The organism is Adlercreutzia muris (assembly GCF_041223505.1).
GTDB classification, from domain to species: domain Bacteria; phylum Actinomycetota; class Coriobacteriia; order Coriobacteriales; family Eggerthellaceae; genus Adlercreutzia; species Adlercreutzia muris.
This window is the reverse complement of sequence record NZ_JBCLQK010000001.1, coordinates 204,718-228,664: the sequence shown is the minus strand read 5'-3', so window position 1 is coordinate 228,664 and position 23,947 is coordinate 204,718. Positions and strand designations below refer to the sequence as shown.

The 23,947-nt window shown below is 69.5% G+C and carries 17 protein-coding genes; 5 read left to right on the top strand and 12 right to left on the bottom strand.

The features are described 5' to 3' along the window. Window positions 1–55 precede the first annotated feature (55 nt). From AAK988_RS00890 to AAK988_RS00880, 3 genes are all read right to left on the bottom strand, one after another. Window positions 56–190, bottom strand: a complete 135-nt coding sequence (locus tag AAK988_RS00890; protein ID WP_263000148.1) for a hypothetical protein — start codon at window positions 188–190, stop codon at window positions 56–58. 202 nt (window positions 191–392) lie between these two features. Further along, entirely contained in the window at window positions 393–4,538 is a 4,146-nt protein-coding gene (locus AAK988_RS00885; RefSeq protein ID WP_369880268.1) for a hypothetical protein, read from the bottom strand. A gap of 175 nt (window positions 4,539–4,713) precedes the next feature. Beyond that, window positions 4,714–4,848: a hypothetical protein gene (locus AAK988_RS00880; protein ID WP_288071395.1), complete on the bottom strand. Its 135-nt coding sequence runs from the start codon at window positions 4,846–4,848 to the stop codon at window positions 4,714–4,716. A gap of 316 nt (window positions 4,849–5,164) precedes the next feature. On the opposite strand from AAK988_RS00880, the gene AAK988_RS00875 reads away from it, so the two are divergent. Continuing rightward, a complete protein-coding gene (locus tag AAK988_RS00875; protein WP_135971432.1) occupies window positions 5,165–5,410 on the top strand; it encodes a helix-turn-helix domain-containing protein in 246 nt (81 codons plus the stop codon). A 5-nt stretch (window positions 5,411–5,415) separates the two neighbouring features. Beyond that, window positions 5,416–6,678, top strand: coding sequence for a HipA domain-containing protein (locus AAK988_RS00870; protein ID WP_369873290.1), 1,263 nt, complete (start codon window positions 5,416–5,418; stop codon window positions 6,676–6,678). A gap of 70 nt (window positions 6,679–6,748) precedes the next feature. Here the strand turns inward: AAK988_RS00870 and AAK988_RS00865 are convergent, their stop codons facing one another. From AAK988_RS00865 to AAK988_RS00830, 8 genes are all read right to left on the bottom strand, one after another. After that, window positions 6,749–9,601, bottom strand: a complete 2,853-nt coding sequence (locus AAK988_RS00865) for a hypothetical protein (RefSeq protein ID WP_369880314.1) — start codon at window positions 9,599–9,601, stop codon at window positions 6,749–6,751. A gap of 937 nt (window positions 9,602–10,538) precedes the next feature. Further along, window positions 10,539–11,387 carry a hypothetical protein gene (locus tag AAK988_RS00860; RefSeq protein WP_369873291.1) on the bottom strand — a complete coding sequence of 283 codons (849 nt, stop codon included), beginning with the start codon at window positions 11,385–11,387 and terminating at the stop codon, window positions 10,539–10,541. Window positions 11,388–11,487: 100 nt separating this feature from the next. Continuing rightward, the gene (locus tag AAK988_RS00855) at window positions 11,488–11,622 is read right to left on the bottom strand and encodes a hypothetical protein (protein ID WP_321194257.1); all 135 of its coding nucleotides are present in this window, start codon (window positions 11,620–11,622) and stop codon (window positions 11,488–11,490) included. Window positions 11,623–11,757: 135 nt separating this feature from the next. After that, complete coding sequence (locus AAK988_RS00850) at window positions 11,758–12,033, bottom strand: DUF4160 domain-containing protein (protein WP_135971671.1); 276 nt, start codon at window positions 12,031–12,033, stop codon at window positions 11,758–11,760. After that, window positions 12,026–12,286 carry a hypothetical protein gene (locus AAK988_RS00845; RefSeq protein WP_369873292.1) on the bottom strand — a complete coding sequence of 87 codons (261 nt, stop codon included), beginning with the start codon at window positions 12,284–12,286 and terminating at the stop codon, window positions 12,026–12,028. Before AAK988_RS00845 ends, AAK988_RS00850 begins: the two co-directional genes overlap by 8 nt. A gap of 146 nt (window positions 12,287–12,432) precedes the next feature. Continuing rightward, complete coding sequence (locus tag AAK988_RS00840; protein ID WP_369880267.1) at window positions 12,433–16,878, bottom strand: hypothetical protein; 4,446 nt, start codon at window positions 16,876–16,878, stop codon at window positions 12,433–12,435. 265 nt (window positions 16,879–17,143) lie between these two features. Continuing rightward, the gene (locus tag AAK988_RS00835) at window positions 17,144–17,278 is read right to left on the bottom strand and encodes a hypothetical protein (protein ID WP_369880266.1); all 135 of its coding nucleotides are present in this window, start codon (window positions 17,276–17,278) and stop codon (window positions 17,144–17,146) included. Window positions 17,279–17,451: 173 nt separating this feature from the next. Continuing rightward, window positions 17,452–17,853: an RrF2 family transcriptional regulator gene (locus tag AAK988_RS00830; RefSeq protein ID WP_369873294.1), complete on the bottom strand. Its 402-nt coding sequence runs from the start codon at window positions 17,851–17,853 to the stop codon at window positions 17,452–17,454. Between the two features lie 152 nt (window positions 17,854–18,005). On the opposite strand from AAK988_RS00830, the gene nifS reads away from it, so the two are divergent. Together nifS and nifU are read left to right on the top strand one after the other, a co-directional pair. Further along, window positions 18,006–19,232 carry a cysteine desulfurase NifS gene (gene nifS, locus AAK988_RS00825; RefSeq protein ID WP_135970692.1) on the top strand — a complete coding sequence of 409 codons (1,227 nt, stop codon included), beginning with the start codon at window positions 18,006–18,008 and terminating at the stop codon, window positions 19,230–19,232. A gap of 127 nt (window positions 19,233–19,359) precedes the next feature. Next, window positions 19,360–19,821: a Fe-S cluster assembly scaffold protein NifU gene (gene nifU, locus AAK988_RS00820; protein ID WP_321194131.1), complete on the top strand. Its 462-nt coding sequence runs from the start codon at window positions 19,360–19,362 to the stop codon at window positions 19,819–19,821. A 63-nt stretch (window positions 19,822–19,884) separates the two neighbouring features. Here the strand turns inward: nifU and AAK988_RS00815 are convergent, their stop codons facing one another. Continuing rightward, on the bottom strand, window positions 19,885–20,850 hold the full coding sequence (locus tag AAK988_RS00815; RefSeq protein ID WP_369880265.1) for a sortase domain-containing protein: 966 nt from the start codon (window positions 20,848–20,850) through the stop codon (window positions 19,885–19,887). Window positions 20,851–21,332: 482 nt separating this feature from the next. On the opposite strand from AAK988_RS00815, the gene AAK988_RS00810 reads away from it, so the two are divergent. Next, the gene (locus tag AAK988_RS00810) at window positions 21,333–23,933 is read left to right on the top strand and encodes an ATP-binding protein (RefSeq protein ID WP_369873296.1); all 2,601 of its coding nucleotides are present in this window, start codon (window positions 21,333–21,335) and stop codon (window positions 23,931–23,933) included. Window positions 23,934–23,947: the final 14 nt, after the last annotated feature.

Below are 23,947 nucleotides of genomic sequence, written 5' to 3'. Positions count from 1 at the left end.
GTCCGGGGGAGAGGAGGAGGGAAGGCCGCCGTCGGGCGATACGTCGCCTACCGGCTCAGAAAACTCGATGGGGGGGGGTCTCCGTGCCCTGGCCCTCGGGCTCGGCGAGGGCCGCCGCGGGAACCATCCCGCAGGCGAGCGCGGCCGCCAGGCCGAGGCTCAGAAGCGAGACCGCTCGCTTCTCTCTCATGGTCGTTCTCCTTCTCTCGCAGGCCGGGTCGCATCCTTCGGGTGCGCGGAACCGTTGCCGACCTGTCAGCGTACCGTGGCCGAATATACCCCTTCGGCCCGCTTTCCGCAACCCTGAGTGGGTCAGTCGGGGTTGGAGGCGGCGGAGGGGGCCGGGGGCGCGAAGCCGCCGGCCCCCTCCTGCATGATGGGCGGACTTTTGCCTACCGCGGGCTGCGCGCCCTGCGCCGCCGCGACGCGAGCAGGGCTGCGCCGGCCGCCAGGGCCAGCGTCAGGGGCAGGAGCGCCGCGGCCAGCAGGGCGTCGCCGGTCTGGGCCAGCTTGTGGGCGATGGTGGTGCGCCGCTTGCCGCCTTCGTCGCCGTCCAGCACGCCGCCCGAGGCGTCCGCGCCGGGCGGATAGGCGGGGTCGGAGACGGCCTTGCCGCGGCCCTGCTCCCAGGCGTCCCAGCCGCCGTCGGGGGAGAAGGGGGCGCCTGGCTCGGGATGGGTGCCGTCGGGGTCCCATGCGCTCGGCGGCGTCCCGTAGCCGACGGCCACGTTGCCGATGTCGGCGCCGAGCGCCTCCCCGGTCACCAGCGCGTCGAAGGAGAGGACGGCGGCTTGGCCGCCGCGGAGGTGGCCGCAGGCGACGGCCAGGATGCGGGTCGCCGGGTCGTAGGCGGCGTCGTCGACGGAGACCTCCGAGCCGTCGGGCAGCGCGAGCTTGATCGTGCCCGCCACGGGCTCCAGGCCCTCGGGCACGTCGTCGCGGATCGCTGCGTCCATCCAGCTCGTGCCCGCCCCCTCGTTGCGCAGGGTTATCTCGTAGCGCACCGTGTCGCCCACGCGGGTGGTGCCGTCGTCCCGGCTCGTGTTCTCGGCCGTCTTCCCGATGGCGACGTCGCCCTCGGCCGGGTCGTCGCCCACCACGACGGGCGGGACCGCCGGCGGCGAGGACGCCTCGGGCTCGCCCGCCGGGGGCTCCGCGGGCCCTCCGGGCTCGGGGGCCTCGGGGCGCGCCCCCGGGTTCTCGGAGGGCACCTTCCCGCCGGCGTGGGCAGTGTTCGCGTTGTCGGCCCCGAGGGCCGCCTCGCCCACGGTGCACTCGAAGGTCAGCACGGCCCTGTGCCCGCCCCACACATCGCCGCAGGCCACCGCAATGGTGCGGCCGGCCCGGTCGTAGGCCTCGTCGGGGACCTCGACGGGCTCCCCTCCGTCCACGGAAAGCCGCAGGGTGCCGGGCACCGGCTCGATGCCCGCCGGCAGCGGGTCGGACACGACGGCGCCCATGAGGCAGCTGTCGGCGGGGCCCGCGTTCTCCAGCGTGACGGTGTAGCGCAGGCGGTCCCCCAGGTGCGTCACCTTGGCGCCCGGCGCGGTCAGGTTCTCCACGCTCTTGGCCACCCGGACGTCGGGGTCGGCCGGCGCCACGGTCCCGCCGCCGGGCGGCGTCGACGGATCGGTGTCGGGCGGCGCCACCGGCCCCACGTCGGGGCCGTCCGGGCCGTCGGGGTTGGGGCGCTTGCCCGTGGCCGAGGCGACGTTGGCCAGATCGGCCGCGCCCGCGCCGGGCGCCGCCGCGTCGTCGCGCACCGTGCACTCGAAGGTGAGCGTGGCCGACGCGCCGCCGGCCACGTCCCCGGCGGGGGCCGCCAGCACCTGCCGGCCGTCGGCGCCCGGAGCGGAGAGCGAGAACCTCCCCACGTCGCCCGCGGCGGCCGCGTCGGCCCGCGCGAGCGTCCGGCCCTCCAGCCCCTCCCAGGCGTTCGTGAGCCGCACCGAGCGCTCGTCCAGGGCGAGGCACGCCGGCAGCGGGTCGGTCACCACCACGTCGGTCCACAGCGACCCCTTGGCCCCGTTCGACGCCTCGATCGTGTAGCGGATGCGGTCGCCCGGCTGCGTCGGCCCGTTCGGGTGCGTGAGGTTCTCTGCCCTCTTGGCGAGCTTCGGCACAGGCGCGATGGCCGGGTCCGGCGCCACCTGCACCGGCGCCCAGGGGGCCTTCGAGTCCCCGGAGGGCTCCTCGCTGGCCAGGTAGTTCGCAGGCGCGCCCGTGGCCTGCTGGGCGGCGTCCGGCGGCAGGAAGCGGACCGACACCCGGTGCTCGCCCGCGCCCGCGGCCGCCGCGTCGAGCCCCGCGGCGGCCGCCGTCATCGAAAGCGACACGCGCGTGCGGTGGCCCGCGGCGTCGTCTCCCTCCCGCGCGGCGTTGGCGGGCAGCACGGTGCCGTCGGGCAGCGTCGCGTCCTCGAAGCGCAGCTCAACCGGGTCTCCCACGGGCTTCCCGTCCACGTACAGCTGCACGCGGCCCTCGGGCGAGGCGCAGGTGGGCTCGGTCAGGTTCGACCCGTCGGCCGCCGGCGGGGCCCCGTCCACGGTGGCGGCCCGCTCGATCACGGCCTCCACGTCGAGCGCCCGGCCGGCGCCCTCCCCGGCGCCCCACGAGGCCCTCACGTCTGCCACCCTCGAGGGGATGGCCCATATCTCGCACCACCCGAAGGCGCGGTGTCCCCAGTAGTTCTCCTTGAAGCCCTCGGTGGTGGAGTACTGCCGCGGGATCATGGTGAACTTCATGATCCCGACGTCGCTGGGCATCTTGTTGCCCGTGGACACCTCGCCGGACACGGCGTTTCCGCCCACGGCGTCGAAGCGCTGGTACTTGTAGTCGCAGGCCAGGGGGTCGTTCAGCACGCGGTCGGGGTCCTTCGGCGGGGCGATGGGCCTGGCGGCCAGGTCGTAGGCCTCGAGGGGCCGCCCGTCATAGTACTTCTTCAGGCCGGCCAGGTACGACGGGTCCAGCTCGAACTCCTCGTAGCGCTTCAGCTTCGTGCGGTTCGGGTCCTCCGGGTCGGCGGGGCTCGCGGGGTCGCGGAACAGGGTGTCCGGCTCCACGCGCGTCCCGTCCTCCCTCTCGTAGCCCAGGTCGATGGAGATCACCTTGTCCTTGGCCGACGCGGGCAGCCAGAGGTACAGCTTGCCCTCGTGGAACTGCGCGGGAGCGCCGTAGCCCTGCGGCACCCCGTCGATGCTCAGGCCCCATTTGTCTATGGTCTCGTTGCCGACCCCGTCCGAGCCGAGGTCGACGGTGATCATGAACACCTTGTCCTCTTCTCGGTACTCGCCTTCGCTGCCGTAGGCTGTGCCGCCGAACCCCTCGAAGTTGTCGGTGCCCTCGGTGCGCACCGATCCGCCGCTGATGACAACGCGCCCTTCGGTGCCTGCGGAAAAATCAGGGCGAGACCCCTCGGTGCCTGGGAGTAGGGTTCCGCCGGTAACTTTAACGAGATTGCCCTTGTTGGAGCCCCCGCCGCAGCCGGTTCCGAAGCCACTAGTGCAGTAGCCTCCGATTGAGGTGATGCAGCCGCCGTTGATGGTGATGTCCCCTGCGTTCGGCGCCCCCCACGTGCGAGAGCAGATGGCATCCGGTGTGGCATATGGGCTTGGGTCTGTCGTCAGCCAGCAGCCAGCCCCGGTGCCAGCCCCGTGGTATCCGCCATGAACTTCAATGGTGCCAGAGTTGTACGTGATAACTTCGTCGGACCCTTCTCCGCCCGCGCCGCCGCCAATGCCGGCCCCTGTGTCGGTGTTCTTGGTGCCATAGTAGGCCCGCGCGAGAATGGCTCCACCATTTATGGTGATGCGTCCGCCTGTTTCTGCCATTCCGCCGCCGATGGCCGACGCGCCGTAGCCTCCCTCAACCGTGAGCGATCCGGGCTCCTCGCTGTCCAGAGTGGTGTGCACCTCCCCTTTTTTGAGGTGTTTGCCTCCGATAAGTGTCGTCTCGTGATTGATGATACCGCCAACGGGCACCACTTCATTGCCGGCGGAATCGATATTGCGAGTTTCATCGTCGATGGTCAGGTTCGCCCCTTCTCCGCATCTGATGCCCGGTCGGTAGTTTTCATGGGAGGAAAGGGAATTGTCAGACCTGTCGCTTACGACCAGATACAGCTCTGTCCGAGTCTGCAGCTGCGTGCTGTCGGATGCCTTGGAGCCGTTCTCGGTGGAGGTGCAGTCGGTGATGATGTTGAGCGGAATGGTGTGGGAGACATGCACGCCGTTCAAGGTGATGGCCGCGTGCACGCCGGGGTTCACCTGGATGCCCGTGGCGCCCGGCGCGTCCTTGCTGTGGCCGGCGGCATCCGAGAAGACGAGGGGCGCGGAGGTGAGCACCTCCACGACGTCCGATGTGCCGTAATCGGCCCCGTTGTACTGCACGGCGCCGGGCGTGTACGTGAAGTCCACGCCGTAGGCCCCGCCTTTCACGCGCAGGTCACCGCAGGTGACCCACCCCTGCGCGTCGGGGGAGGGATCGGCCGAGGCCGCGGCGGAGAGGGGCAGCCCCGCCTCGGCGAGGGCGCGCGCCACGGGGTCGGGGGTGCTGCCGGGCGCTACATCGGGAGCGCCCGGCTGGGGAGCGGTGTCGGATTTTTCGAAAGAGGGAGAAGCGGAGCCCGCGGCATCGGTGGCTTGCGGCCGGCTGTCGGGCGGATCGCCTTCGGCCGGGATGGTCTCGCCGGGGTCGGTAGCGTCGTCTACGGCCTCAGAAAACTCGATGGGGGGGGGTCTCCGTGATTTGGCCCTCCGGCTCGGCGAGCGCGGCCGCGGGCATCATCCCGCAGGCGAGCGCGGCCGCCAGGCCGAGACTCAGAAGCGACCCCCGTCGCTTCTCTCTCATGTCGGATCTCCTTCTCTCGGGCGCCCTTTTGGCGCCAGGTCTGCCCGAATATACCCCTTCGCCCCGCTTTCCGCAACCCTGAGCGGCGCGGTCGGGGTAGGGGAGACGCCGTAAAGTTGAGAGGGGTGCCCCTAAAAGCTTTACACCGAGCAGCTAGGCGGGAGAAAGGTTTTGGGGAAAGAGTGGGCCAGGTGCCGACGGACCTATTCTTCATACGTATACGTAATATTTTGGCTGAATCTTGAATATCTTACGTATACGTATGATACTATAGACGACACAGAACGGATTACCTATACGTAAGAAACGAGGCGTCATGGACATAAGCCGCGATCAGATCATAGCCCAGGGGGTGCGCGTGACGGAGGGGGCTGCGCTGGGGGCGGCGCTCAGGAGCCGCCGCAAGAGGCTCGGCTACACCCAGGAAGATCTTGCGGACATGCTGGGCTTCAGCCCGCGGCTGGTGGGGGAGATCGAGCGCGGCCGCGGCACGGTGGGGATCGACAAGGTGCTCGCCTTCGCGACGGCCCTGGGCGTCGACGTCGTCGCGTTCGAGAGGTGAGTGCCATGAAAGACACCGAACTTGTGGTCTACCGCGAGTACTTCGGCCGCTTCGAGGAGGTCGGCCGGGTGGTGCCCGCGGGCGGCGGAATAGGCTTCGCGTATTCCGAGAGCTATCTCCAGAGCCGTACGGCGCAGTCGATCTCCCAGGCGCTTCCCCTGCGGCCGGGGGCGTTCTCCGCCAGGGAGACCGAGTCGTTCTTCAACGGCATCCTGCCCGAGGGGAGCATGCGGCGCAGCTTGGGTCGCGCCTTTCACGCCGATATCGACGACGTAGGCGCCTTCATGGCCCGCCTGAACGACGAGTCCGCCGGGGCTCTGGTGTTCGGCAAGGGGGAGGAGCCCCTTCTGGAGGGCCGCAGCTATGCACCCGTGGGGGAGGAGGACCTCGTGCGCTTCGCCGCGCGCCCCGGGGAGTTCGCCCCGCGGGCCGCCAGCCGATCGAGGTTGTCGCTGGCGGGGGCGCAGATGAAGATCGGCCTCTTCTTCGACGCCTCGTCCGGATTCTGGTTTTACCCGCAGGGAGCGGCTCCGTCCAGCCATATCGTGAAGGCGTGCGACGGCAGTTTCTCCGACCAGACGGTCAACGAGGCCATCTGCATGAGGACGGCCGCCGCGCTGGGATTCGATGCGGCCCCGTGCCGCCTGATTCCCGTTGCGGGCCAGGAGCCCCTGCTCGCCGTGGAGCGGTTCGACCGCATCGACGTGGGCGATGCGTTTTTGCACCGCTTGCACCAGGAGGACTTCCTCCAGGCCTTGCCGGACTATTTCGACAAATACGAGCCCACGGACGGGAACTACGCGAACCACTGCGCCCGGGTCGTGAACGAGGGAAGTCGCAATCCGTTCGGGGACAGGAGGCTGCTGTTCTCGCGCCTGCTTCTGGACTGGGCGATGGGGAATGCCGACAACCATCTGAAGAACCACTCGATGCTGTGGAGCGAGGACTGGTCGTCGCGGGAGTTGTCGCCGCTGTACGGCCTCACGTGCACGACGATATACCCCGACCTCGATCGGGAGATGGGGGTGTCGTTCGGTGGCTCGCGCCGCATCGACGATGTGAGGATGGAAGATATCGTCGCAACCGCCCGGTCGTGCGGCGTCGGTGCCCGGTTTGCCCGCGACGAGCTGGAAGAGTTGATCGAAGCGTTTCCGGCGGCCCTGCGCGAGGCGGCCGGGGCCGTCGCCGAGGAGGGCTTCCCGCGGGCCGCCGAAGTGGGCGGGCGGATTGAGGAAGGCTTTCTGGGGCGACGCGACGCGCTGCGATAGGAGCTGCAAACGAGGAGGGGCCGGCGGCGCGAAGCCGCCGGCCCCTCCTGCATGCCGGGCGGATTTTTGCCTACCGCGGGCTGCGCGCCCTGCGCCGCCGCGACGCGAGCAGGGCCGCGCCGGCGGCCAGGGCGAGGGCCGCTGGCAGGAGCGCCGCTGCCGCCAGGGCGTCGCCGGTCTGGGCCAGCTTATGGGCGATGGTGGTGCGCTCCTTCTCGCGGGGCAGGTCGCCGGGCACCACGCCGCCCAGCCGGTCGACCCCCGGCGGGTAGGCGGGCTCGGACACCACCTTGCCGTGCGAGCGGTCATAGGCGTCCCACCCCTCCGGCGGGTCGAAGGGCGCGCCCGGCTCGGGCGACTCCCCGTCGGGGTCCCACGCGCTCGGCGGCGTCCCGAGCCCCACGGCCACGTTGCCGATGTCGGCGCCCACGGCGGCCTCCGTCACCAGCGCGTCGAAGGCCAGCGTGACCCGCTGCCCGCCGTAGAGGTGCCCGCAGGCCACGGCCAGGATGCGGGTGGCCGGGTCGTAGGCGGCATCGTCCACGGCGACCTCGCTCCCGTCGGGCAGCGTCAGCCGCAGCGTGCCGGCCATGGGTTCCAGCCCCTCGGGCACGTCGTCGCGGATCACGGCGTCCATCCAGCCGGTGCCCACGGCGCCGTTGGCCAGCTCGACGCGGTAGCGCACCGTGTCGCCCACGTGGGTGGTGCCGTCGTCGCGGCTCGTGTTCTCCGCTGTCTTCTCGATGGTCACGTCCCCGCGGTCGGGGTCGTCGGGGACGACGGTCGGGGGAAGGACTGGCGGCGTGGACGTCTCGGGCTCTCCCGACGGCGGCGTTGCGGGCCGGCCGGGCTCGGGGTCGGTCGGTGCGGTGCCGGGATCCTTCGAGGGGACGGACCCGTGGGCGTGGGCGACGTTCCCGTTGTCGGCGTCCGCGGCCTCGGCCCCCACGGTCGCGTCGAAGGTGAGCACGGCGCGCGAGCCGCCCCACATATCGCCGCACGTCACGGCGATGGTGCGGCTCGCGCGGTCGTAGGCCGCGTCGGGCACGGCGACGGGCGCCCCGCCGTCCACAGCCAGGCGCAGCGTGCCGGCCACGGGTTCCAGCCCCACGGGCAGCGGGTCGGACACCACGGCGCCCACGAGGCAACTGTTGGCCGCTCCGGTGTTCGCGAGGGTCACGGTGTAGCGCAGCACATCGCCGATGTGCGTGGTCCCCGCATCGGGCGCGGTGACGTTCTCCACGGTCTTGGTCAGGTCGACAACCGGGTCGGCCGGCACCACGCGGCCGGGGCCGGGCGGCGTGGCCGGGTCGGTGGGCTCGGGGTTCACGGGCAGGGGCTGCCCGGGGTTGTCGGGGTCGGGCATCGGTCTCTCCGGGTCGGCCGGGTCGGGCCGCGTGCCCGTCGCCTGGGCCACATTGGCCAGGTTGGCCGCCGGCGCCCCCTCGCCGGCCGCGTCGGCGCGCACCGTGCACTCGAAGGTCACGGTGGCCGAGGCCCCGCCGGCGACGTTGCCCACGGGCACCGTCAGCACGGGCCGCCCGTCCGCGCCCGGGGCCGACAGCGAGAACTTGCCCACGTCGCTGGCGGCCACCGACGGCGCCTTCGAGAGAGGCTTGCCCGCGGCGCCCGCCGACGGGTTGTCCAGCTTCACGCTGCCCTCGTCCAGCTCCAGGCACGCGGGCAGCGGGTCGGTCACCACCGCGTCCGTCCAGAGCGACCCCTTGGCCCCGTTCGATGCCTCGACCGTGTACCTGATGCGGTCGCCGGGCTGCGTGGGGCCGTTCGGGTGCGTCAGGTTCTCGGCCCTCTTGGACAGCGCCGGCGCGGGCGCGATCCTCGGCTGGGGTAGCACCGTCACGTCGAAGTTCCAGGTGGTGCCGGTGAAGGCGCCGTTGGGCTCCTGGCGGATGGAGAGCTTGCCGCTCCCCACGGCCGCGGGGTCCAGCACCAGGGTGTAGGAGCCGTCGGCGTTGCGCACCGGCTCGCCGTCCTCGCCGCGCAGGAAGTCGGCGGTGAATACGTCGCCGTTCTGGTTCACCACGCTCACCGGCCCGGAGGACTCGGTCTTGATGTCGATGACCACGCGGCCGGGGTGCGGGTTGTCGGCGCTCGGCTCGCCCCAGGTCGTCACGATGGCGCCGTCCACGATCTTGTCGCCGGGCTTGGCCGGGTCGGCGCCCGGGTCGGCGGGCCGCGGCGCGCCGGCGCTGACGTCGGGGACGGGGGAGTCCGGGTCCTTGTTGTCGGGGTCGTCCCTCCGGATCACCTCGGTAGTCGGGTCGATGGGGTCGATGGCCACCTCCGCCCGCGGCACCGTGCTGTCCGTATCGGGCGCCCCGCTCGCCAGGTAGTTGGCCGGCTGCCCGGCGTCGGCCTGGGCGGCCGAGGGCGGCAGGAACCGGAGCGCTATCTCGTGGCGTCCCTGCTGGCCCTGGGTGGGCACGAGGAAGTCGGAGGCGGAGGCCGCCCGGGCCAGCGAGAAGAGCGCGGTCGATCCGCCCTGGCCGTTGTCCACTTTCTTGGCCGTCACGCGGGGGTCGCCCTCGGGGATGGGGTTGCCCTCGGCGTCCGGGTCGCCCGCGTACACGAGGTCCACCGGCGCGCCCACGGGCTGGCCGTCCACGTAGATCTGCACCTGCCCGCGCGGGGCCTGGCAGGTGGGCTTGGTGGCCTCCGACCCGGGCCGGCCGTCGACGGTGGGGGCGGCGCCAATGGTCGCGCTCACCTTGAGCACCTGGTCGGAGGGGTGGGCCACGTCTCCCGGGTCCCCGTCGTCCACCCACTCGGCGGCGATGCCGCTCACCTGGGAGGCGATGGGCCAGATGGTGAACTGGCCGGTGGCGCGGTGCCCCCAGTAGCTCTCGGAGAAGCCGTCCTCGGTGTCGTCGGAGTACTGGGTGGACACGGCGGTGAGCTTCATCGCGCCGACGTCGGCCCCGTTGCCGCTCTCGGCGCCGACGGGGTTGCCCGACGGATCGAGGCGCTGGTACTTGAAGGTGATCTTGTCGGCCTGGGTGAGGTCGTGCCCGTCGGGCGTGCGCAGCGGCAGGGGGAACATGGGTGCGCCCTTGCCGTCGTAGTACTTGCTGAGGCCGGCGAGGTAGTCGGCGTCCAACTCGAAGTCAGCGTAGCGTCGCAGTGTGCCGTCATTGGTGACCCCGGGCGGCAGCGAGCTGTCGGCGGGGCGGAACAGCGGCAGCGGCGTGACGGGGGTGGGTTTGCCGTTCTCGTCCAGCTTGTCGGTGTCGAGGTAAGTGAACTCGACGGTCACCTCGCTGTTCTGCTTTACAATTTCTGGCAGCCACAGATACAGATGTCCCTTGTCGAATTCGGCCGGGGCGCCGTAATCGTAGGGCTCGCCGTCAACAAGCAGCTGCCATTTGGCGATGGGGTAGGCGCTCGTGCCTACATCGGACGTGAGATTGACCTCCACCATGGTGACGGTTTCTCCGCGGTCGTTCTTGGCCGTCCCGTCGAATCGGAAGTCTGCCACACCGTTTTGGTTGCCCATGGACCCGCCGGTGACAATCACCTGTAGGCCGGGGGCTCCCACATCGTTGAATATGGGATCCGATCGAGAGCCAGTCGGCAGAAGGGTTCCTCCGGTGAGAATGAGCTGGTAGGCCGAGCTGTTGCCGGCCGAACAGCCGCCTCCGAAGCCGTTGCCGTCGTTGCCGCCGAGCGACTCCACGAAACCGCCATTGATGCGAATATTCCCAGAGGGCGCCAAGGCTCCTGACCCGATGCCAGCGCCATGGCAGGCTCCCTGGGCGCTGACGCGGCCTCCGTTGATGGTGATCCACTCGTTCAGGCCCGTTCCGGGGCCGCAACGGCCGCTTCCGATGCCCGCGCCGTCGCTATTGGGGTTGGTGTTGCTTCCAGATTTCGCGACGATGAGGCCCCCATCGAAGGTCATATTGCCCGCAGGCTCGTCCTGGTCGCGATGAGCGATATCTCGAGGTGTGCCCAGGTAGTTCGATCCGATGGCTGTACGCATGGGCCCCGCTCGGCGCCCATGCGTACAGCTCGCCCGGAAGATTGCTCTCCAGGGCGCTGAGGGGGTCGTTGCGGGAGACGACTATCCCGTTCGAGAGCGTGCAGTCGTAGGGAACCTTTCCGTTTTCGGGGACGATGTGCCGCCCGTCAGCGGTGCGGTTGAGCATAGCGTCATCGATGATCAGGCTCGCGCCGGTGGGACAGTGGAGGGCGGCGTGATTGATATTTGTGGAGCACAGTTCGTTTCTCGTTCCGTCGCCGAGGATAATGGTGAGAGAGCCGCCGGCCTTGATGTCGACGGGCTGATCGCCCTCGATGCCTAGACCTTCCATTGCCATGAAAGCGTTTCGCCCCGCCGGGACAACGATGCTCGCGGAAGAAGGATTGGCGATGCGCCCAGCATCGGCGCCGGAGGTTACCTTCGTCTGATCGGTGTTTTGGATGGCGAAGTGAGCATCAGTGTTCACCGTGAGGGTTTTTGCCGAGGAATTGTAGGTGAAGTCGGCTGCGGTCACCGCGTCGCCGTCGATGCCCCAGATGGTGAAATCGCCAAGGGCGAAGGAGCCTGCGCTCGGGGCAGCGGTGGGCTGAGCTGTTCGGGGGCTCGCGGACACCGGAGTCGTCTGGGCGCATCGGAACGCCTCGCCCACGGTTCTCGCGACGAGATCGGCCGTCGCCCGTGCGTGGTCGCCTTCCTCAGAGGGTGTCACGACGGTCGGCTCTGGGGGATCGGAGATGCTGCCGCCGGCGGCAATGCCGTCTGGGTCGCCGGGTGCGGGATCCTCGGCAGCGGAGAGGTCGTCTACGACCTCAGAAAACTCGATGGGGGGGGGTCTCCGTGATCTGGGCCTCCGGCTCGGCCAGGGCGACCGCGGGCGTCATGCCGCAGGCGAGCACCGCCGCCAATCCGAGGCGCAGAAGCGACCCCTGCCGCTTCTCTCTCATGGTGGTTCTCCTTCTCTCATGGGTAAGAGTCCGCTGAATATACCCCTTCTGCCCGCTTTCCGCAACCCTGGGCGCCGCGGTCGAGGTTGCGAGCAGGCGCAGCCACCTGGCTTGCGAGAAAATCCGAGGGGCCTTTTAGCAGTAGAACGACAGGTCGCCGTCGAACACCCGACGCCACTTGTCGCAGATGTAGGCGTGGTTCAGCACGACGAGCTCCTTGATGTCCTCGAGATCCTTCGCGGGAATCTTCGATCGATTGTGGGCGACGAGGCAGCCGCCTGCGGCGGTGAGCCATATCTTCGTGGCGTTTTGCGAGGGCCTCTTCACCGCGACGTGTACGTGGACGGGCTCGCCGTTTTCCCCTACCCAGAAGAAGAGGATGTAGGGGCCGAACTCCAGGACCTTAGGCATAGGCCTTGCCCGCCTCGCGGGAGAGCCGGTAGATGAGCGGCGCGTTGTTCCGCACGATTTCGGTGAGGAAGCTCAGCTCCTCGCGGGTGAACCCCTCCGTGTCGTGCCATTGGCAGAGGGGGAGGGAGCAGAAGGCCGCGTCGAAGCCGCCGTCGACGGGGCGCTCCACGGCGATGCGCACGGTTCCGTCCTCCTGCGGGCTGGAATAGGCGATCTGCGTCTCGTCGTCGAGCTTCAGGTAGTTGTACATCATGGCCGCGCCCTTCCGAGAGTCCTTGCTGTGGGGCCATTATACAACGCGGCCGCGCAACCGGGCGGCGTGCATCCGCCCCTCCAGGTGGGAGCGGCCCCGGACGCTGCTGCATCCGGGGCCGCGCTGCGGGGCGTGGTGGCAAGCCCCTACCGGCTCGCGCGCTGGCGGCGGCGGGAGGCGAGCAGGGCCGCCCCGGCGGCCAGGGCGAGGGCCGCTGGTAGGAGCGCCGCTGCCGCCAGGGCGTCGCCGGTCTGGGCCAGCCTGTGGGCGATGGTGGTGCGCCGCTTGCCGCCCTCGTCGCCGTCCAGCACGCCGCCCGAGGCGTCCGCGCCGGGCGGATAGGCGGGGTCGGAGACGGCCTTGCCGCGGCCCTGCTCCCAGGCGTCCCAGCCGCCGTCGGGGGAGAAGGGGGCGCCTGGCTCGGGATGGGTGCCGTCGGGGTCCCATGCGCTCGGCGGCGTCCCGTAGCCGACGGCCACGTTGCCGATGTCGGCGCCCACGGCGGCCCCCGTCACGAGCGCGTCGAAGGAGAGGGCGGCCTCCTGCCCGCCGTAGAGGTGCCCCACGGCCACGGCCAGGATGCGGGTCGCCGGGTCGTAGGCGGCGTCGTCGACGGCGACCTCCGAGCCGTCGGGCAGCGCGAGGCGGATGCTCCCGCTCACGGGCTCGAGCCCCTCGGGCACGTCGTCGCGGATCACCGCGTCCATCCAGCCGGTGCCGGGCCCCGAGTTCGAGAGGGCGATGCGGTAGCGCACCGTGTCGCCCACGTGGGTGGCGCCGTCGTCCCGCGTGAGGTTCTCGGCGGTCTTGGCGATGGCGACGTCGTCCTCGGCCGGGTCGCCGGGGACGACCGGCGCGGGCGAGGCGGGCGGCGAGGAGGCCTCGGGCTCGCCCGCCGGGGGCTCCGCGGGCTTGCCGGGATCGGGGTCCTCGGGGCGTGAGCCAGGGCTCTCGGAGGGCACCTCGCCGTGGGCGTGGGCGATGTTGGCGTTGTCCTGTTCCAGGGCCGCCTCGCCCACGGTGCACTCGAAGGTCAGCACGGCCGCGTGCCCGCCCCACAGGTCGCCGACCGTGACGGCTATGGTGCGGCTCGCCCGGTCGTAGGCGGCGTCGGGCACCTCGATGGGCTCGCCGCCGTCCAGGGCCAGGCGGATGGTGCCGGCCACGGGCTCGATGCCCGCCGGCAGCGGGTCGGACACGGCGGCGGCCATGAGGCAGCTGTCAGCGGCGCCGGCGTTCGAGAGCTCGATGGTGTAGCGCAGGCGGTCCCCCAGGTGCGTCACCTTCGCGTCGGGCGCGCTCAGGTTCTCCACCGACTTCGCGATGCGCACGTCGGGGTCGGCCGGCGCCACGGTCCCGCCGCCGGGCGGCGTCGCCGGGCCGGTGCCGGGCGGGGCCACGGGCCCCACGTCGGGCCCGTCCGGGCCGTCGGGGTCGGGGCGCTTGCCCGTAGCCGAGGCCACGTTCTCCAGATCGGCCGCGCCCGCGCCGGGCGCCGCCGCGTCGTCGCGCACGGTGCACTCGAAGGCGAGCGTGGCGCTCGCGCCCCCGGCCACGTCCCCGGCGGGGACCGAGAGCACGGGCCGCCCGTCCGCGCCGGGGGCCGACAGCGAGAACTTCCCCACGTCGCCCGCGGCCACCGACGGCGCCTTCGAGAGCGCGCGGTCGGCGACGCCGGCGCGCGGGTTGTCGAGCCGCACCGAGCGCTCGTCCAGGGCGAGGCACGCCGGCAGCGGGTCGGTCACCACCACGCCGGTCCACAGCGACCCCGCCGCGCCGTTCGTGGCCGTCACCGTGTAGCGGATGCGGTCGCCGGGCTGCGTCGGCCCGTTCGGGTGCGTGAGGTTCTCGGCCCTCTTAGACAGTGCCGGGGCTGGGGCGATCTTCGGTTCTGGTTTCACGGTCACGTCGTAGACCCAGGTGCTGCCGGTGTAGGCGCCGTTGGGCTCCTGCCTGAAGGTGAGCTCGCCGCGCCCGACGGCCGTCGGGTCCAGCACCAGGGTGTAGGAGCCGTCCTCGCCCCGCACCGGCTGGCCGTCCTCGCCCCTCACGAAGTCCGCCTCGAACACGTTGCCCTTGGCGTCGGTCACCGACACGGGCCCCGACGAGGGCGTGTCCACCTTCAGCAGCACGCGGCCCGGGTGCGGGTCGATATCATTCGGCTCGCCCCAGGTTGTCACGATGGTGCCCCGGAACGCCTTGTCGCCGGGCTTGGCCGGGTCGGCGCCCGGGTCGGCGGGCTGCCCCGGCCCCGTCGACACCTCGGGCTCGGGCGCGTCGGGGTCGGCGCAGTCGGGATCGGGCTCGGGCGTCACCGCGGGGTTCGGGTCGATGGGGTCGATGGCCACCTCCACCCGCGGCACGGTTTCGTCCGCATCCGGCGCGGCGCTCGCCAGGTAGTTGGCCGGCTGCCCGGCGTCGGCCTGGGCGGCCGAGGGTGGCAGGAACCGGAGCGCTATCTCGTGGCGTCCCTGCTGGCCCTGGGTGGGCACGAGGAAATCGGAGGCGGAGGCCGCCCGGGCCAGCGAGAAGAGCGCGGTCGATCCGCCCTGGCCGTTGTCCACCCTCTCGGCCGTCACGCGGGGGTCGCCCTCGGGGATGGGGTTGCCCTCGGCGTCCGGGTCGCCCGCGTACACGAGGTCCACCGGCGCGCCCACGGGCTGGCCGTCCACGTAGATCTGCACCTGCCCGCGCGGGGCCTGGCAGGTGGGCTTGGTGGCCTCCGACCCGGGCTCGCCGTCCACGGTGGGGGCGGCGCCAATGGTCGCGCTCACCTTGAGCACCTGGTCGGAGGGGTGGGCCACGTCCCCCGGGTCCCCGTCGTCCACCCACTCGGCTGCGATGCCGCTCACTTGCGAGGCGATGGGCCAGATGGTGAACTGGCCGGTGGCACGGTGCCCCCAGTAGCTCTCGGAGAACTTTCCCTCGGTGTCGTTGGAGTACTGGGTTGATATGGCGGTGAACTTCATGGTGCCCACGTCGGAGCCGTCGCCCGTCTCGGCGCCCACCGGGTTGCCGGCGCTGTCGAGGTGCTGGTACTTGAAGGTGATCTTGTCGGCCTCGGTGAGGTCGCGCCCGTCGGGCGTGCGCAGCGGCAGGGGGAACATGCCCGCGCCCTTGCCGTCGTAGTACTTGTCGAGCGACGCCAGGTAGTCGGCGTCCAGGGTGAAGTCGGCGTAGCGGCGCAGCTTGCCGTCGTTGGTGACCCCGGGCGGCAGCGAGCTGTCGGAGGGTCGGAACAGGGGCAGCGGCGTGACGGGGGTGGGGTTGCCGTCCTTATCGAGATGGTCGGTGTCCAGGTAGGTGAGCTTCACGGTCACCTCGCTGTCCTGCTTCACGATCTTGGGCAGCCACAGGTACAGGTTCCCCTTGTCGAACTCGGCGGGCGCTCCGTAGTCGTAGGGCTCGCCGTCCACGAGCAGCTGCCAGTCGGTGATCTTGTAGGTGTTCTCGCCCACGTCGGATCTGAGGTCCACCTGGATCATCTCGATGGGCTCGCCCGCGCCGTTGTAGGCCTCGGCTCCGTTGCCGCCGAGGAACCGGAAGTCCGCGACGTCGCCACCATTGCCGATGGAGCCGCCGGTAATGGTGATCTTGACGCCGGTCTGACCCATGTCGCAGGTGCCGGCCGAGGGGATGAGCGTGCCGCCGGTGAGGATGATCTGATAGCCGTCGGCCCGGGTGCTGGCGCAGCAACCCTGCCCGAACCCTCCCGAGCACTCGCCGCCCGTGGCCTTCACGTAGCCTCCGTTGATGCGGATGTTGCCGCAGCGCGTGCCAGCGTTCCCGTTGCGTACGCCGCCGCCGATGCCGGCTGCGTGGTAGCCGCCTTGGGTCTCGATATAGCCGCCGTTGATGGTGATCCACTCGTCGATGCTGGTGCCATCGCCAAACGAGCCGCCGCCGATACCGGCCGAGCCGCCGACATCGGTAACGGGCTTCTTTGCGAGAATGCGGCCGCCCTCGATGGTGATGGCGCCGCCCGCCTCGGAATGGCCGCCGCCGATGCAGGCACCGTCAAGGTTGCTGCTCATGGTCGAGGAGACATCGAGGGTTCCCGGGTTGTCGCTGGCAAGGACGCTGAGGGGATCGCCCCGTTTCACCTGGGTCTTTCCGTCATCGAGGGTCGCATCGGCGCTCACCTCGCCGTTCTCGGGGACGATGCCGCTGTTGGGCACCGTGTCGTCGATGACGAGCTTGCCTCTCGTGGTGCATCGCAGGCCCGCGGCGCCATTGCGGCTGGCAAACAGGCTGTTGAGCGTCCCGTCGGCAAGCACAAGGTGGAGGGAGGCTCCGGGTTCCACGCTAATGGCACTGGAGGAGGTTGAGATGGAGACGCCGTTGAGCACGATGCGCGCGTCAGTGCCGTCGGGGATGAGGATGCTTGTGGTGCAGGAGGAGCCCATGTTCTTGTTCTGCACGACGAGGTGCTTGGGCGTCAGCACGGTCACCTGGTCGGCGGCACTATTGTAGGAGAAGTCGCCGGCTTCGGCTGTGTCTCCGTCGATGCCCCAGAAAACCAGGCCGCCGAGCTCGATGACCGATGAGGGACGCGGCAGGGGGCTGCCGGTGTTGATGTCGTCGAGCGGCACCTGCGCACGGGGTGAATCCGAAGGGGGATTGTCGGCGGTCGGCGCCGCTGGGCTGTCAGCTGTCGCGGCGACGAGGGGAAGCGCTGCTCGCGCGATGGCGTCGGCGACGGAGGTGACATCGGGATGCGCCTGGTCGGCTGTCGCCGAGGGGGTGGAAGGGGAGAGGGCGCCGTCTCCCGACGGATCTGCGGAGTCGGGCGAGTCTTCCGGCGGATCGGCCTCAACCGGGGCGGTCTCGCCGGTCGCGACAGCGTCGTCTACGACCTCAGAAAACTCGATGGGGGGGGGTCTGTGTGCCCTGGCCCTCCGGCTCGGCGAGCGCGACCGCGGGCAGCATCCCGCAGGCGAGCACGGCCGCCAGGCCGAGGCTCAGAAGCGATCCCCGTCGCTTCTCTCTCATGTCGGATCTCCTTCTCTCATGGGTAAGAGTCCGCCCGAATATACCCCTTTGCCCCGCTTTCCGCAACCCTGAGCGGCGCGGTCGGGGGTTGGAGAGGCTCGCAACTCGCGCTCCTGCTGGGCTGCGGCAGCGTTTGGCATCGTGCGGTTTGCAGGCGAGGAGACGGCCTTAGGCTACGAAGCCGCCATGTCGGCGAGGGTCTTGCTCTCCAGGTAGGCGTTCACGGCGTCTTGGAGGCCGCCCCACACAAGCCGACTCGGGCAGGCGTCGGCGCGCTCGCAGGCGAGTAGGTCGCTGGTGCAGGTCATCAGGTCGAGACCGTCTTCCGAGGCGGCGATGACATCGGCCAGGGTGATCTGCGCGGGCGGCCGGGCCAGCTGGTAGCCGCCCTGGTGACCGCGGGTAACGGCAAGCAGGCCAGCTGCGGTGAGGGGGGCGACCACCTGCTCCAGGTACTTTTTCGAGAGGCCCTGGCGATCTGCCACGTCCTTTAGGGGCGTGTAGCCCTCATCGTAGCGCTCGGCCAGATCGAGCATGACGCGCATGCCGTAGCGAGTTTTCGTTGATATCTTCACAGGGCCACCATTCTCTCCTTGACATTCTCATTTTCCAGTTTATATTAAAACCTAGCAAACTACTAGACTTAGATGGGACGGCTGCGGGGCCCTCGGAGGAGCGAGCGGCGCCGAGGGCCCCATCGCAAAGAGAACGAGGAACCGTGAGCCCCATGAAGCAGATCTACCTCGACCACGCCTCAACCACGCCGGTGCGCCCCGAGGTGGTGGAGGCCATGCTGCCGTATTTCACCGAGCAGTTCGGCAACCCGTCGTCTATCTACCCGCTCGGCCAGGAGGCCGCCGACGCCGTGGCCGCCGCCCGCGAGACCTTGGCCGGCCTTATCGGCGCCGCGCCCCGCGAGGTGTACTTCACCAGCGGCGGCACCGAGTCGGACAACTGGGCAATCAAGGGCTTTGCCCGGGCCAACGCCGCCAAAGGCAAGCACCTCATCACGAGCGCCATCGAGCACCATGCGGTGCTGCACGCCTGCGAGGCCCTGGAGAAGGAGGGCTTCGAGGTGACGTATCTGCCCGTGGACGAGCACGGCCTCGTGCGCCCCGAGGACTTTGCCGCGGCCATCCGCCCCGACACTACGTTGGCCTCCATCATGTTCGCCAACAACGAGATCGGTACCATCGAGCCCGTTGCCGCGTTGGCCGCCATCGCCCGCGAGCACGGCGTGGCCTTCCACACCGACGCGGTGCAGGCCTTCGGCCACGAGCCCATCGACGTGAAGGAGATGGGCATCGATATGCTGTCCGCCTCGTCCCACAAGATCTACGGGCCCAAGGGCGTAGGCCTGCTCTACATCCGCAAGGGCGTAAAGGTGGAAAACTTTATCGACGGCGGCCAGCAGGAGCGCGGGCGGCGCGGAAGCACCGAGAACGTGCCCGGCATCGTGGGCTTCGCGAGGGCGGCCGAGCTGGCTGCGGCCGACATGACGGCCGAGCACGATCGGCAGCGGGCCCTGCGCGATCACGCCATCCGCCGCATTCTGGACGAGATTCCCTCGGCGAAGCTGAACGGCAGCTGGGAGAGCCGCCTGGCCAACAACGTGAACTTCTCCTTCGAGTTCATCGAGGGCGAGGGCATGCTGTTGCAGCTGGCGGCCCGGGGCATCTGCGTGTCGTCGGGGAGCGCCTGCACCTCCGGCTCCCTGGATCCGAGCCACGTGCTTCTGGCCATCGGCCTGCCCCACGAGATCGCCCACGGCAGCCTGCGCATGACCATCGGCCGCGACACCGCCTTGGAGGACGTGGACTTCGCCGTGGACTCCCTGAAGGCCACGCTTCAGAACCTGCGCATGATGAGCCCCCTGTACGAGGACTTCCAGCACGGCAAGGTGGCCTCGGTCATCGCGCGCCTGAAGGAAGGCGGCTTCCCCTACGCGAGCTAGCCCGGGCGGCACGGAAGGCGCGGCCCGTCCGGTGGTTCGCGGTCGCTCCGTCTGACGGCTCCCGACCCGCGCCCTGTACACGAATCCCACTTCAACGACGACATTTTCAACGAAAAGAGGAACAACCATGGCAATGAACTACTCCGATAAGGTGATGGAGCACTTCACCAACCCCCAGAACGTGGGCGAGATCGAGAACGCGAGCGGCTGCGGCACGGTGGGCAACGCCGTGTGCGGCGACATCATGCGCGTGTATCTGGACATCGACGAGAACAACGTCATCCAGGATGCGAAGTTCAAGACCTTCGGCTGCGGGGCCGCCATCGCCACCAGCTCCATGGCCACGGTGCTCGTGAAGGGCAAGACCGTGCAAGAGGCCCTGGAGGTGACCAACAAGGCCGTGATGGATGCGCTGGACGGCCTGCCGCCGGTGAAGGTACACTGCTCGCTTCTGGCCGAGGAGGCCATCCACGCGGCGCTGTGGGACTACGCCGAGAAGAACAACCTCGTCATCGAGGGCCTGGAGAAGCCGGTGACCGATATCGGCGAGCACGACCATCATCACGACCTGGTGGAGGACGAGGACTAAGGGCCTGGGGACTCTGCGGAAGAGGGGCGGCCGCCTGCCGAGGGCGGTCGCCCCTCTTTGCGTTCAGGCGGCCACGACGATGATGTTGGTGGCCCCGTCGCCGCTACAGGTTTGCAGGACGATGGACTCCCCATAGCCGGTGACGCGTGCGGCGATGGTCTTCCACGTGGCGGTGACTTCTGCGGTGAATACCGTGCGCACGGTATAGGTGCGGCTTCTTCCCGCGTTGTCGCACAGGATGACGGTGCTGCCAACACCGAGGCCTTTTACCGGGGAGAACGATCCGGGGTTGTGACCGACGAAGTAGCCCCAGGAGCCGTCGGTGGTGTCGTCTGAGCCGAGCCAGAGGCCGGCTCCGCTGTCGGGGGTGGTGCCCCCGCGCACGTCGCGGTAGGGGATGATCGCGCCCCCGATGTTCAGGCTGCGGGCAGCCATTCCCGGCTCGGGGGCTGCCGGCGCCGGGGGCTTCGGTTCCGAGGCGCCGTTGCCGCCGCCCGCGTCGTCCTCGCTCCGATCATCGGCGGCGCCGGAGTCGGCGGGGTCGCCGGCTGGGGGCTCGCTGGTGCCGGGGTCGGGGGCCGGTGCGGGGGAAGCGCCGGCCCCTTCATCGGCTGAGGGGGATGGCCCTGCGGCCGGGCTGGCGGGGGAGCCCGCTGAGGCGCCACCGGCCAGGTCGGTGGGGCCCGGCTCATCCCCGTCGGCCAGGGACGGGCCGGGATGCTCGGATGCAGCGCTGGCATCCAGGGTTGCCGGTCGGGCGGCGCGGCGCACCTGGTGGGCGGCCCCAGAGCCGCGGGCAAGGCTCTGCTCGGCGAGGCTGCGGATGTGGTCGCGCACTGCTGCGGCCGCGACGCCATCGCCGCCGTCGAGGGAACGGCTTTCCACGGCGGGGGTGCCCGCGGTGCTTTCCGGTGCGGCCACGGCCTCTTCAAGGGCCCAGGCGAGGGCGCCTGAGGCTGCGAGCCCCAGGACGAGGGCTGCGGCGATGGCCCATGCGGGGATGGCTCTCGGCTTCTTCGCGTTCTCCATGGCTCCTCCTTCGGTTGGGCGGTCGGGGCGCACGAATCCAAAGGACCCTTGCCCCTGTTTCTGCCCTATAGCGAATATTTGTTCGCATTTTAGCGGGGTATTTGAAGAATGTAAATAGCAATTCCCATTAAATGATCGCCGTTATCTCTTCAAAATCATTTTGCTATCATAGTAGTGTCCCCTCGATACCTCCCGCATGGCTCCTCTGCGTCGCCCGGGCATTCCCCTTGAACCGCGCTCCCGTCGCCGGGAGGCTTCCCGCAAATCGCCCCCGCGCCGTTCCCGCACCGCTCTCCATTCGGCTACGGTTCGCGGCGCCGTTCCCGCACCGCCCTCCATTCAGTCGCGGTCCGCGGCTCTGTTTCCGTGCCCCTGGCCTTTTGCCTTGGAGTGGGGATAAACTTGATGACAGTTCTCCTGAGGTACTATCGGGGGGGTGTATGATGGACGGCACGGATAGAAGAGGCCCGAGGGGAGCGCCCATGGAGGACGAAGGCAGGAAGTACTGGCTGTCAGTGGCGGCCTTCGTCGTCGTGTTCGTGGCCGTCATCATCACGTTCTCCATGTTCATGCAGCAGACGAGCAATCGCATCGTGGCCCAGACGAGCCAGTACGTCTCCGATGCCACCGATCAGACGGCCAAGCTCGTGTCCACATTCATGCAGAACACCCAGAAGGACATCGAGACCATCGCGGCCCTGGCCTCGGAATCCCCCGATGCCGCCCAGGTGGCCACGAGCGAGGAGTGGCTGCGCTCCGTCGGCGAGATCGCCCCCTTCGATTCCATCGACTTCGTGGATGCCGACGGCATCCAGCACTCGCCCGGCCTCGGTGCTGTGGACGTGAGCGATCGGGTCTACTACGAGCGGGCCATGGCTGGCGAGTCGGGCATTGAGTGCGTGTTCAACACCCGCCTCACCCATGAGAACCTCGTGTACTTCTATGCCCCGGTGCGCGAGGGGGCTGACGGCCCCATCATCGGGCTCCTGCTGGCTCATTACGACGAGGAGCGCCTGACGGGGCTGCTTCAGAACAGCTTCTTCGGCTACGAGTCCCATGTGCTGCTGTGCTTGCCCACGGGCGAGGTGGTGGCCTCTAGCGGCGAGTTCGTGGGCATGAACCTGCTGGCCGAGGCCGAGGCCGCCTCCAGTGTGAGCGCCCGCCAGATCGAGCTGGCCTTCGAGGGCAGCCAGGGGGCCACCTTCACCTACGAGGCCGGCCACGGCCTCGGTTCGGCCTGCGTCAAGGTCGTGCCCGGCTTGAACTGGATGATCGTCGAGACCTTCCCCTCGGCCGCCACCGAGCAGATGATCAACGCCGCCAACGAGGGCGGCTGGAATGCCCTGTTCGTCATCGTGCTGGTGTTCCTCGCGGTGCTCGTGGGCATCATCGCCTTCAACAACCACCGTCATCGCACCCTGGCCCGCTCCATGCGGGACCGCATCGATGTGCAGACCGGGGTGGGCAAGCTCACCGAGCGTCTGGTGCTCATCGATTTCCCCGCGAACCATTTCCGCTACATGAGCGGACCGGTGATGTCGGACGACCCCCATGCGACCGAGGGCGACTACGACTACATGGTGCGGCGGCTCGAGCGGCTCGTGGTGGGCGAGGAGGCGAAGCGCGAAGTGGTCGAGCAGTTCAGTCGCGAGGCCGTCATAGCCGCCATGGCCGATGGGGTGGACAATCTCGGTTTCGAGTATCAGATCAATCGCAGCGGCCGGTTGAAATGGGAGAACATCAACCTCATTTGCGTGGAGCGCGACGGAGAGGGACGGGCATCCCGCGTAGTGTACACCACTCAGGACGTGACGGCGATGAAGGCCCGCGAGAAGCGCCTCCAGCAGGCCATGGAGGATTCCTATCGCGCCGCTGTGGCCGCCAACAGCGCCAAGAGCGACTTCCTCTCCCGCATGAGCCACGACATCCGCACCCCCATGAACGCCATCATCGGCATGACCGAGCTGGCCCGCATGAGCGAGGGCGATTGGGAACGGGTGAGCGATTGCCTTGGGAAGATCACGCTGTCGAGCAATCATCTGCTCGGGCTCATCAACGAGGTGCTCGATCTGTCCATGATCGAGAACGGCCGGTTGGTGCTGAATGTGGCCCCCGTGGATCTGCGGGAGCTTGTGGCCGAGACCGAGACGGTGTTCGCTGCTCGCTGCCAAGAGGCGGGGGTGACGTTCTCCGTTGCCGTCGAATCCCTGGCTCACCCGGTGGTGCAGGCCGACGACCTGCGCTTGCAGCAGGTGTTCATGAACATGCTCGGCAACGCCGTGAAGTTCACTCCGGCCGGGGGACGGATATCCATGGTCCTCATCGAGCATCCGGCCCGCGTGGAGGGGACGAGCGACTACGAGTTCATCTTCGCCGATACCGGCTGCGGTATGGACCCCGCCTTCGTCGAGCACGTGTTCGAGCCTTTCACGCGGGAGCATGACTCCCGCACCGAGCGGGTGGAGGGCACGGGGCTCGGCCTCTCCATCGTCCAGAGCGTCGTGTCGCTCATGGGGGGTACCATCGAGGTGGAGAGCGCCCCTGGGGTGGGGAGCACCTTCACCGTGCATGTGAACCTGCGCCACGACGAGGGGGCCGCCGATGTTCCTGCCGGCGCGGGCGATCCCAATGCCGCGCTCGACGGCTCCGAGCGCGGGGCGACCCCGCTGCCCGAGGCTCCTTCTGCCCCGGCGGGCGCCCTGCCCGCGGCCCGCGTGCTGCTCGTAGAGGATAACGAGCTGAACAGCGAGATCGCCGCCGCCCTGCTGGAATCCCTCGGGCTGACCGTGGAGTGCGCCTTCGACGGCCAGGAGGCCCTGGACAAGCTTGCTGCCCACGAGCCCGGTCACTTCGCCGTGGTGCTCATGGACATCCAGATGCCGGTGATGAACGGTCTGGAGGCCACCCGCCGCATCCGCGCGAGCGAGCGGGCCGACTTGCGAGCGCTGCCCATCGTGGTGCTGTCGGCCAACGCCTTCACCGAGGACGTGCAGGAATCGAAGCAGGCCGGTGCCGATGACCACCTCTCCAAGCCCATCAGTGTGAAGGACCTGGCCGCCACCCTGCGCGGAATCCTCGGGTAGCGCGCTCCTTCCCA